At 63.2% G+C, this 10,280-nt stretch carries 11 protein-coding genes and 1 tRNA gene; 8 read left to right on the top strand and 4 right to left on the bottom strand.

What is annotated here, in order from left to right:
• Window positions 1-174: 174 nt before the first annotated feature.
• From VMR03_RS15340 to folE, 4 genes are all read left to right on the top strand, one after another.
• Window positions 175-1,023 carry an outer membrane lipoprotein-sorting protein gene (locus tag VMR03_RS15340; protein ID WP_325406747.1) on the top strand — a complete coding sequence of 283 codons (849 nt, stop codon included), beginning with the start codon at window positions 175-177 and terminating at the stop codon, window positions 1,021-1,023.
• Window positions 1,023-2,228: a hypothetical protein gene (locus VMR03_RS15335; RefSeq protein ID WP_325406745.1), complete on the top strand. Its 1,206-nt coding sequence runs from the start codon at window positions 1,023-1,025 to the stop codon at window positions 2,226-2,228. Before VMR03_RS15340 ends, VMR03_RS15335 begins: the two co-directional genes overlap by 1 nt.
• Window positions 2,229-2,324: 96 nt before the next feature.
• Window positions 2,325-2,930 carry a phosphatase PAP2 family protein gene (locus VMR03_RS15330; protein ID WP_325406743.1) on the top strand — a complete coding sequence of 202 codons (606 nt, stop codon included), beginning with the start codon at window positions 2,325-2,327 and terminating at the stop codon, window positions 2,928-2,930.
• 137 nt (window positions 2,931-3,067) lie between these two features.
• Entirely contained in the window at window positions 3,068-3,688 is a 621-nt protein-coding gene (folE, locus tag VMR03_RS15325) for a GTP cyclohydrolase I FolE (protein ID WP_325406741.1), read from the top strand.
• 58 nt (window positions 3,689-3,746) lie between these two features.
• Here folE and VMR03_RS15320 read toward each other — a convergent pair whose 3' ends face one another.
• The 3 genes from VMR03_RS15320 to cpdR all read right to left on the bottom strand — a co-directional run bounded on the left by VMR03_RS15320 (window position 3,747) and on the right by cpdR (window position 5,096).
• The gene (locus VMR03_RS15320) at window positions 3,747-4,307 is read right to left on the bottom strand and encodes a lipid-binding SYLF domain-containing protein (protein ID WP_325406739.1); all 561 of its coding nucleotides are present in this window, start codon (window positions 4,305-4,307) and stop codon (window positions 3,747-3,749) included.
• Window positions 4,308-4,527: 220 nt separating this feature from the next.
• Window positions 4,528-4,602 (bottom strand) — tRNA-Val (locus tag VMR03_RS15315).
• A gap of 134 nt (window positions 4,603-4,736) precedes the next feature.
• The gene (gene cpdR, locus VMR03_RS15310; protein ID WP_325406737.1) at window positions 4,737-5,096 is read right to left on the bottom strand and encodes a cell cycle two-component system response regulator CpdR; all 360 of its coding nucleotides are present in this window, start codon (window positions 5,094-5,096) and stop codon (window positions 4,737-4,739) included.
• 378 nt (window positions 5,097-5,474) lie between these two features.
• Between cpdR and VMR03_RS15305 the strand changes: the two genes are divergently transcribed.
• The 3 genes from VMR03_RS15305 (at window position 5,475) to VMR03_RS15295 (ending at window position 8,497) form a co-directional block, all read left to right on the top strand.
• Complete coding sequence (locus VMR03_RS15305) at window positions 5,475-6,317, top strand: N-formylglutamate amidohydrolase (protein WP_414693191.1); 843 nt, start codon at window positions 5,475-5,477, stop codon at window positions 6,315-6,317.
• A 671-nt stretch (window positions 6,318-6,988) separates the two neighbouring features.
• On the top strand, window positions 6,989-7,735 hold the full coding sequence (locus tag VMR03_RS15300; RefSeq protein WP_325406733.1) for a transglycosylase SLT domain-containing protein: 747 nt from the start codon (window positions 6,989-6,991) through the stop codon (window positions 7,733-7,735).
• Between the two features lie 39 nt (window positions 7,736-7,774).
• Window positions 7,775-8,497: an HAD-IA family hydrolase gene (locus VMR03_RS15295; RefSeq protein ID WP_325406731.1), complete on the top strand. Its 723-nt coding sequence runs from the start codon at window positions 7,775-7,777 to the stop codon at window positions 8,495-8,497.
• Here the strand turns inward: VMR03_RS15295 and VMR03_RS15290 are convergent.
• Window positions 8,494-9,387: a diacylglycerol kinase family protein gene (locus tag VMR03_RS15290; protein ID WP_325406729.1), complete on the bottom strand. Its 894-nt coding sequence runs from the start codon at window positions 9,385-9,387 to the stop codon at window positions 8,494-8,496. The genes VMR03_RS15295 and VMR03_RS15290 overlap by 4 nt on opposite strands.
• Before the next feature lie 228 nt (window positions 9,388-9,615).
• Between VMR03_RS15290 and VMR03_RS15285 the strand changes: the two genes are divergently transcribed.
• A partial coding sequence (locus VMR03_RS15285) for a UDP-2,3-diacylglucosamine diphosphatase (RefSeq protein ID WP_325406727.1) occupies window positions 9,616-10,280 on the top strand: 665 nt, incomplete at its 3' end.

Here is a 10,280-nt window from a genome sequence, read left to right as displayed (position 1 = left end):
GGCCATCGCCGGCACATGGAGCGCGTCACGGTTAACGGCGACCGGCCTTTCTGATCTCCCGTTCCAAAATCATCTTTAAAACCGGAAGTTCAGCCTGCATCATGCGAGCGGGCGAGTCGCGGGCGTTTCCACGCTGCGGCTCCTGGGGGACGAAAGAAAAATTCCGGGGTGGGCATGAGCGGACGGGCATATCGGGCGGGCATTTGGGCCGTCTTCGCGTTGACGATTTCTCTTGCGGGCGCAATCTTTTCGACCGAAGCGGCGCGGGCCGAGGCTCCGGCTCTTCCGGCGACGTCCGATCCGTCGGCGCGCGGGCTTGCCATCGCGCAGGAAAACGACAAGCGCGATCGCGGCTGGGGCGATGCCAAGGCCGACATGAAGATGATCCTCACCAATTCATCCGGCGAGACGAGCGAGCGTGCCCTGCGCTTCCTGATGCTCGAGACGGCGGGCGAGGACGACGGCAACTGGAGCCTCATGACTTTCGACAAGCCGGCCGACATCGAAGGCACGGCGCTCCTCACCTATCCGCACATCAAGGAAGCCGACGAACAATGGCTTTACCTCCCGACGGTGAAGCGCGTGAAGCGCATCTCCTCGGCGAACAAATCGGGCCCCTTCGTCGGCAGCGAATTCGCCTTCGAGGATTTCTCGACGCAGCAGGTGGCGAAGTTTTCCTACAAGTGGCTGAAGGACGAACCCTGCGGCACGCTCACCTGCCATGTCGTCGAACGCACGCCGCAATACGAGGATTCGGGCTATACGCGCGAGATCGTCTGGGTGGACACGACGGACTACCAGTTCCGCAAGATCGACTATTACGACCGCAAGAACAGCCTGCTGAAGACGCTGACCTACAATGATTACAAGCTCTATGAGGGCAAGTTCTGGCGGCCGGCCGAACTGGACATGGTGAACCATGAGACCAACAAGACGACGCGTCTCATCTGGCAGGGCTACAGCTTCCATACCGGCCTGACAAAGGACGACTTCACCACTGCGAGCCTCGAAAGAGCGCGCTGATGACCATTGCGAGCCGCGCGTCTCTCCTCGCTCTCGTCGTGGCGTTGTCGCCATGCGCGCTCCGCGCGGACGATCTCGGCTTGCGAGGGTCGATCGAGCCGGAGATGCGCGTCTTCACGAACTCGGCAAGCAACCCGCGTCAGAAGGACACCGACCTTTCCGTCGCCGGCGAACTCACGGCGAAATATGTCTGGGACGGGGGCGACCAGTCGCTCGTCTTCACGCCTTTCGCGCGGCTCGACCAACGCGACGACCGGCGCACCCATTGGGACCTGCGCGAGGCGCGCTACGGCCTCGTCATGGGCAAGTGGGAAATGCGCCTCGGCTTCGACAAGGTGTTCTGGGGCGTGACCGAGGCGGTGCATCTCGTCGATGTCGTCAATCAGGTCGACATCATCGAGGACCCGGTGAAGCAGGAGGTGCGGCTCGGCCAACCGATGCTGCGCATCCGCACGACGCAGGAGTTCGGCACCTTCGATGCGTTCCTCCTGCCCTATTTCCGCGAGCGCGATTTTCCGGGACCGAACGGCCGACCGGCTCTCGATCTTCCCGTCGACATGGATCTCACAACCTATGAAAGCGCGCGCAAGGAACGCCATATCGACGGCGCTTTCCGCTATTCGAACCATTTTGGCGACGTCGATCTCGGCGTCTCCTATTTCCAGGGCACCAACCGCGATCCGATCCTGACGCCGACGCTCAGCAAGGACGGCGACCCGGTGCTCGCGCCCTTCTACGCGCAGATGAAGCAGGCCTCCATCGACGCGCAGATGACCAAAGGCGCCTGGCTCTACAAACTCGAAGGCTATTGGCGCCGCGAGCTCGGCCGCGAATACGAGGCGGCGACCGGCGGCATCGAATATACCTTCTACGGCGTCTTCGGATCGGATGGCGATCTCGGCGTCGTCGCCGAATATGCGCTGGACAGCCGCGGGTTGATGGACCGTGACCCTTACGAGAATGACGGCTTTCTCGCCCTGCGCTGGACAGCGAACGACGCGGCGTCGACGAGCTTCCTCGGCGGCGCCGTCATCGACGCGGAGACGGGCGCACTCGGCTTCCGCTTCAAGGGCGAGCGCCGGCTCGGCGACGACTATCGCCTGTCTCTCGAAGCCTATTTCTTCGGCAATATCCCGCGTCAGGATCCGATCTACAGCATCGCCGACGACAATTACATCCAGTTCCGCGTCGCGCGCTTCTTCTGAACGGGATGCCGCAAACTTGCCACGTGGCAACGGTTGCGAAAGCGTCTAGATTTTCCCGGACGCACTCCCCTTTTTCCCTACCCGAACGCTTCCGCGATGCAGCTTCACGACATTCTCTATTTCATCACGGCATTCGGCGATCAGGCCGTCATCCTGCCTTTCGCGATCACCGTCGCCATTACGCTCGCAGCCGCCGGCGCGCGGCGCGAGGCGTTGATCTGGTGCGTTGCGCTCGTCATGGCGCTGGCGGGTTCTCTGATCGCCAAGATCGTCTTCATTCCATGCGGCCATCTGCTGCCCGGTCTCGACATCCGGAGTCCGAGCGGGCACACGACGGCCGCCGTCGCCGCCTATGGCGGCTTCGCGACGCTCTGGGTCAAGCTCACACGCGATAGCTGGACGAAGCTCGCCTTCATCGGCGGCGCGCTCGCCGCCTGCCTCGGCATTGCCGTGTCGCGCGTCGCGCTCGGCATGCACAGCACGCCGGAGGTGCTGTTCGGCGCCGCCATCGGGCTGGTGGCCCCGTTCATCCTCTACCGCGTCGAACCGCCGGCCTCGGAGCCGCGCCGGCAGCCGACGCTGCTTCTGCTCTTGCTGCCGCTCAGCCTCACATTGCTCTTTCACGGCGCCACCCTGCCGGTCGAACACCGCATCGACCAGCTCGCAAAGGTCATCATGGCGTGGCTCGACATCTGCGGCTGACGCTGGGGCACCTCCATATGCGGGTGGCGATCAAGCCGCGAATTGGATAAACCAATAATCCAGCCTTGAATCCGGATGGCGTCGGCAAATCTATGACGGGTCGCGGAACAAGCAGAACGGCCCGGGAGAAGCGGATCATGGCGAAAGAAAAAACCAGGAAAGTTCAGAAGGCGGCAAAGGTCGCCAAGCCGACGCAGGCCGAAGTCGAGGACGCCGTGCGCGTCATGCTGCGATGGGCGGGAGAAGACCCTACGCGCGAAGGGTTGATCGAAACGCCGGCGCGGGTCGCACGCTCCTATCGCGAGCTTTTTGCCGGCTACGAGGTCGATCCTCGCGCCTATCTAGAGCGCGTCTTCGAGGAAGTCGGTGGCTATGACGAGTTGATCGTTCTCAGGAACATCCGTGTCGTGAGCTTCTGCGAACATCACATGTTGCCCGTGACCGGCTACGCCCATGTCGGCTATCTGCCGTCGAATCGGGTTGTCGGCATCTCGAAGCTCGCCCGTGTCGTCCATGCTTTCGCGCGGCGCTTCCAGATTCAGGAAAAACTCACGGCGGACATCGCCCGCGCAATCTACGAAATTCTCGAGCCGCGCGGCGTCGGCGTCGTCATCCAGGCCGAGCACTCCTGCATGACCTTGCGCGGCGTCAATTCGCCCGAGGCGACGCTCAGCACCAGTCACCTGCTCGGCGCGGTGCGCGACGATCCGAAGACGCGGGAAGAATTCCTGCGGCTGACATCGGATCACCATCGCTGAAAACAAGGCGGCCCCGCATGCCAAAGGCGCGCGGGGCCGCAAATTTCGCCGTTCAGGTTCAGCGTTTGATCTTGGAGATCTTCGAACCTTCGATGCTGACGCCGGCCATCAAGCCCTGCTGATTGAAAATGAAGGCATAGGCGTCGTCCTTCAGCGTCGAGGACGAGAGGTTCTTCGCCGCGCCTTCATCGACGACGACGACCGTCGGACCGACGCCGATTTCGAGGCCCGCCGACTTCTCGAGATATTCGACAGCCTTCGGCGTCATCAGGAACACGACATAGCCATAGGACTGCGCGCCCGCCTGCAGGCCCCAGGAGCCGGTCACGGAGTTGTAGTAATCGACCACATGACCGTTCTTCAACAGCTCTCCTTCGCCATAGGCGCCACCGAAGACGAGGCCGGCCTTCACGATGTTGGGAAAGACGAGAATGGCGCGGGCTTTCGAGCCGATGGATTTCGCCGTGGGATTGGTGTTGTAGAGGTTCTGAAGCGCCTGAGCCGAATCCTTGTCGAGATCGGCGGCGGTTGCTGCGTTCGCGCGATCGGCCATGCCAACCGAAAGAACCATGCCGGCCGCCACGAGCAGCGAGAGGAAAGCCCGTCGTGTGTTCATCATGATGGATACCTTGCTGTGAGCGTCGAAAGACCCGCTGCTGCGGATCTCCTTTCGCGAGAACGAATGGACAGTTCCCACGCCCCGCTCACATAGCGCCCAAGCGGCAAAAAGGTTCCGTAAGACGATCGATCTTTCACACGGTGCGGGCCCTGCGCCAGGTTCCGCAAAGATACGGAGATCAATGGCTCGGCCGGCTTTTCCGTGTCCCCGGAGGCGGCAATGGTGGGCGCGACAGGGATTGAACCTGTGACCCCTACGATGTCAACGTAGTGCTCTCCCGCTGAGCTACGCGCCCATTGCCATTGCGGTCGGGGCGGAACCGAACCCGGCGCCCCGGTCAGAGGCAGTCCGTATATCGGGGTTGATCCCTAAAGACAAGATGGGAAAACGGGGCTTTGCAGGCCCGGCCGGCCGGATCGTCGCGGAACCTCAGGCGGCCATCAGCCGTTCGACCTCGGCCACCAGGTCCTTCAGATGGAAGGGCTTGGACAGCACCTTTGCCTCCTTGGGGGCGGCGTTTTCCGGATTGAGGGCGACAGCCGCGAAACCGGTGATGAACATGATCTTCATGGTGGGATCGAGGTCGGCGGCCCGGCGGGCAAGTTCGATCCCGTCCATTTCCGGCATCACGATATCGGTCAGGAGGATGTCGAAAACATCGTCCTTGAGCTTTTCATGGGCCTGGTCGCCACGGCCATAGGCCGCGACCTCATGCCCCGCGTTCTCCAGCGCCTTGGCCAGGAACCGGCGCATGGAATCATCGTCTTCCGCGAGGAGAATGCGTGCCATCAGCCCAAATCCGTCATCAGATGCCCACCCGACGGCCAGTATCGCACCAAACGCGACCGCACCATCCGTCCAGCACTTTAAATTCGGAACGGTAAACAGGCGGTGAACCTCCTGCCTTGCCCCCAATCTTCCTGGGGACAAAAAGCGCCTGTTTCGAGCGACCGCTTCGCGCGATGCTCTCTTGCATGGTAAGTTGAAATCCACGGCGGGGCGAACGACGTCTTAGGAGTTGCCCTTGAAATGCCCCAGGGCCGGTGAATATCCTTGAGTCCCATGCCCACCAATTCCGAAAATCGCACGGCCGGCAAGGCGAAGCTTCCCGCCGAAGACGAAGCCGCCCTTTTCGAACGGCCCGTCGCAATCGAGAAGCCGGCACGAATGCGGCTCCCCTTCGTCTTTTCGTCGCCCCATAGCGGCCGCATCTATCCGCAAGCCTTCGTGACGGGGTCCAACCTCGACGCCATGACCTTGCGCCGCTCGGAAGACAGCTTCGTCGAGGAAATTTTCGACGGCGTCGTCGCGCTCGGCGCGCCGCTCATCCATGCGCGCTTTCCCCGCGCCTATCTCGACGCCAATCGCGAGCCCTATGAGCTCGATCCGGCGATGTTCGCCGATCCGCTGCCGCCGCATGTCAACACACGCTCGCTCCGGGTGGCGGGCGGGCTCGGCACCATCGCGCGCGTCGTTGCCGATTCGACCGAAATTTACCGCACGCCGCTCGCCTATGCGGAGGCAGAACGGCGTATCAGGCTGCTCTACATGCCCTTTCATGAGAAGTTGCGCGGTCTCCTCGAAGAAACCTTGCGCGCATTCGGCTGGGCTCTGCTCGTCGACTGCCATTCGATGCCCTCGGTGGGCGGGCCGACCGACGACGACCGCGGCACCGACCGCCCGGACATCGTGCTGGGCGACCGCTACGGCACGTCTTGCGCCGGCGAGATCACCGAAGAGGCCGAACGGCTTCTGAAGAAGCTCGGCTACAGCGTCGTCCGCAACAACCCTTACGCCGGCGGTTTCAACACCGAGCATTATGGCCGCCCGCAAAGCAATCTTCATGCGTTGCAGATCGAGATCAACCGGGCGCTTTATATGGATGAGGCGCGGCTCGAACGGGGACCGGATTTCGACAAGGTCCGCGCCGACATGTCAGCCTTTGCCGCCGGACTTGCGGGGTTCGACTGGTCCGCCCTGCCCGGCAATATCCGCGGCGCGGCGCAATAGGTGTTCCACGCCCGCCCCATCCGCTTCAGCCGCTTTTGAGAAAGCCTCCAGGGCAAAAAAAGGGGCCCTGGCGAACCAGGGCCCAAGTTTAGGGAGGAAACGCCCAGGAAGGGCTACGTCATCAGGAGAAAGCTCAACCGATGACGCAATGCACAATATACATTGCACCGCACAATAAACAAGGGGTTTCTGACAAAATTTCACATGCCGAAAGCTGCGGCAATTTTCCTCTAAATTGCCGACTTTAAAGGCAATTTGTCACGGCAACGACCCCGGTTGCACCGCAGCGAACCCAGTCCAGCTTGCCGCCCTCCAACGCCGTCAAAGCTTCGTTAACAGCCCCGCGTGCAATATAGGGACGCTCATTTTACGCGGGATGCCAGGCAGAGCACCGCCGCTCGCGAATATGGGTGCCATAGGGCGGAAGCAGCATGCGTCTAAAAAGCCGAAAGACAGGACTTATTCCGGCGGCCGGAGCAATCCGGACGGGGCTTGCCCTTTCATTCGCGGCCGCGCTCTCGCTGCTCCCCGCCATTGGCCATGCCCAGAATAGCCCTGTTTCCGCCCGACCCGTCGTCAAATCGGCCGATGCGAAGGCGTCCGCTTCTTTCGCGCCGTCGCCCTGGTCCTATTGCGAACGAGCGGCCATCGCTATCGAGACCACACACAAAATGCCTCGTGCGCTCCTCGTGTCGGTTTCGATGGCGGAAGCGGGGCGATTCGATCCCAAATCCGGAAAGGCGCGGCCCTGGCCCTGGACGATCAATGCCGAAGGCCAGTCCTTCTATTTCGACAGCAAGAAAGAAGCGGTCGCCGCCACGCAACGTCTGTTGAAGGCCGGCGTCCGCAGCATCGATGTCGGCTGCATGCAGGTCAATCTGCGCTACCATCCCGATGCCTTCTCCGACCTCCATGAAGCCTTCGAACCGCTGACCAACGTCACCTATGGCGCCGAGTTCCTGAAGCGGCTGCGCAAGCAGACGGGCTCATGGCCGAAGGCCGTGGCGACCTACCATTCCGAATCGCCCATCCGCAACGAACCCTATTTCGCCAAGGTGATCCGCATCTGGACGGGCGAACGCGAGCGCGTTGCCGCGCTGACACGCGCGCTGAAGGCCGAAGCGGCGGCCGAGATCGCCGCATCGCGCGGCGCGCAGGTCGCTGAATCCCCTATTACCGATGTCGTCATCGCCGAAGCCGCAGCCCCCTCCCCCTCCCCCGCGCCCGCGCCCATGGTGCTCGACACCGCCCCGGTGCAGGATATCCGCGAGGGCGGGGTCGCGACTGTCGGCCTGCGCCTCTCGATCGCCGACAAGGATTTCCCGTCGTCCCGCCCGGCGGCCAACCGCCAGCCGCCGCGCGTCCTCGACCCGGCGCCGACAATCATCGCCGACGCATCGACGCCGGATCGCCTCTGAGGCTTTGAGCTGGCGGCCCGTCCGGCTAAACTGGCCCACATGCCGAAACTTCCCCACGCCATCCTCTTCGATCTCGACGACACGATTCTCTCTGCCTATGGGCGGCCGGAAATCGCTTGGAGGGAAGTCGCGCGCGAGTTCCAGCGCGAACTGACCCCCTACACGACGGAAGAAACCGCGGGCGCCATCAACGATTATGCCCGCGAATTTTGGGCGGACGACACCCAGCACAAGCATTGGCGACTGAACCTCGTCGCGGCGCGGCGTCGGATCGTCGCGGGCGGCTTGCGCAATCTCTCTGGCGGAGACGAGGCCGATCCCTCGCTGGTCGTCCGGCTGGCCGACCGCTTCTCATCCTTCCGCGAAGAGCAGATGTGCTTCTTTCCCGGTGCCTGCGAGACGGTCGACAGGTTGAAGGAGCTCGGCGTTCTTCTCGCGCTCGTCACCAACGGCGCGGCGGAGACGCAACGCGCCAAGGTCGTGCGCTTCGATCTCGCGCCGCGCTTCCATCATATCCAGATCGAGGGCGAGCACGGCTTCGGCAAGCCGGAAGAGCGCGCCTATCTCCATGCGATGGAAACCCTCGGCGTCGGCCCGGCCGACACCTGGATGGTCGGCGACAATCTCGAATGGGAAGTCGCGGCGCCGCAGCGCCTCGGCATCTATTCGATATGGCATGACGCCCATGGCGAAGGCCTGCCGCAAGGAAGCCCGATCAAGCCCGACCGGATCATCCGCTCCCTCACGGAACTTCTGGATTAAGGCTTCCAGTTCTGCGGCACGACGAGACGCAGGAAGCGCGTGCCCTGTTCGATCGTCTGCGGCAGGTTCCCGCGCGCGTCGCCATCGACCTCGACTTCCAGACCCTCCGGCTCAAGGAACCGCACCTGCCGCGCCGGCAGGATTTCGACGTCGCGGAGCTTCGCCATCCGCCCGAGACCCAGCGCGATCAGATAGCGCACAAGGGCGATGCGGCCGCCGTTCTTGAACAGAAAGAGCGTGAGGCCCGGCTGGGAAATATCGCCCTCGCGCGACAACACATAAGGCCCCGCGAAATAACGGCCATTGACGACGATCGCCCATTGCGCGCGCTTTTCGCGGCCGTCGGCGACGAGGCGAATGTCGCGGCCCGGTCCTCTCAGCCATTCCTTGACGCCCGCCCAGACGAAAGCGCCCTTGCCCCAGAGCCGCTTCAGCCGCGGATTGATCGCATGGACGACGACGCCGTCGAAGCCGATGCCGACCATCATCAGGAAGATTTCGCCGTCGACGACGCCAGTGCCGACGAGATGCGCCGGGCCGGACAGCAGCATGTCGGCGACCTCGACCGCGCGGGGCCGAAGCCCCAGCTCGATCGCCAGCACATTCGCGGTGCCGAGCGGAAGGATGCCGAGCGGTACGCCTTGACCGAGAAGTCCGCGCGCCACTTCGTTGATCGTGCCGTCACCGCCGGCCGCGACGACGACATCGGCATCGCCCCGTTCCGCCGCGCGGCGCGCCAGCGCCGTGGCATGGCCAGCGCGCTCCGTCAGTTCGAGCGTCACGGTCGCGCCGCCGCGCTTCAAGCGCTCGACCACGGCATCGAGCAGCCCGCGGCGGCGTGCGCCGGCGGCGGGATTCAAAATGATGTGTACGGAGCGGCGTAACGCCACAGGACCCCCGGCGTAGCTGTCATTGAAGTGTCATCAATCCGTCACGATACCTTATCCACAGCCACAGAATATGGGGTGTAGAGGAGCAGACGATCCCTGCTTATAGCTACAAACGGTTCGGCTGGCGAGCGCCAGGGTTTTCGGGCCGCAAAGCAGGCGGAAATCTGGTCCGTAGGCGAATGATCGGCGGATGCCATTCGGGTCCGCCGACGATCGGACAGGAACAGGATGTTGTTCGACACGGCATGGAATCGTCTCAGTACCGCGCTGGTCTCGCGTCCGGCCAAGGCCGGTCGCCTTGCGCCCGATCTGCCGGACGATACGCGGGTTCCCCGCAAGCGCGACGGCCGCGTCCGACGCGGCGGCCTGGACGAGCGGCTGACGGGTCCCCGCCCGAAGCATCGCAAGAAGCACCGTACACTCTTCCTCTCCGACATCCATCTCGGCACGCCGGGCTGCAAGGCCGACCTCCTGCTCGACTTCCTGCGCCACAACGATGCGGAGACGATCTATCTCGTCGGCGACATCATCGACGGCTGGCGGCTGAAGCGCTCCTGGTACTGGTCGGCGTCTCACAATGCCGTGGTGCAGGAAATCCTGCGCAAGGCGCGGAAGGGCGCCAATGTCATCTACGTGCCCGGCAATCACGACGAGGCCTTACGCGAATATACCGGCCTCAATTTCGGCGGCATCGACGTCATCGGCGAAACGATCCATGAGACGGCCGACGGGCGCCGCTTCCTCGTCATTCACGGCGACCAGTTCGACAGCGTCGTCAAATATGCGAAATGGCTCGCCCATCTCGGCGACCGCGCCTATGGCGTCGCCCTCGCGCTCAACAACTGGCTGCACGAAATCCGGCGCTTCTTCGGCCTCTCCTACTGGTCGCTCTC

It is taken from the genome of Parvibaculum sp. (assembly GCF_035511255.1).
Taxonomy (GTDB): domain Bacteria; phylum Pseudomonadota; class Alphaproteobacteria; order Parvibaculales; family Parvibaculaceae; genus Parvibaculum.
The sequence above is the reverse complement of the archived record's forward strand: the minus strand, read 5'-3'. Positions and strand labels throughout refer to the sequence as shown.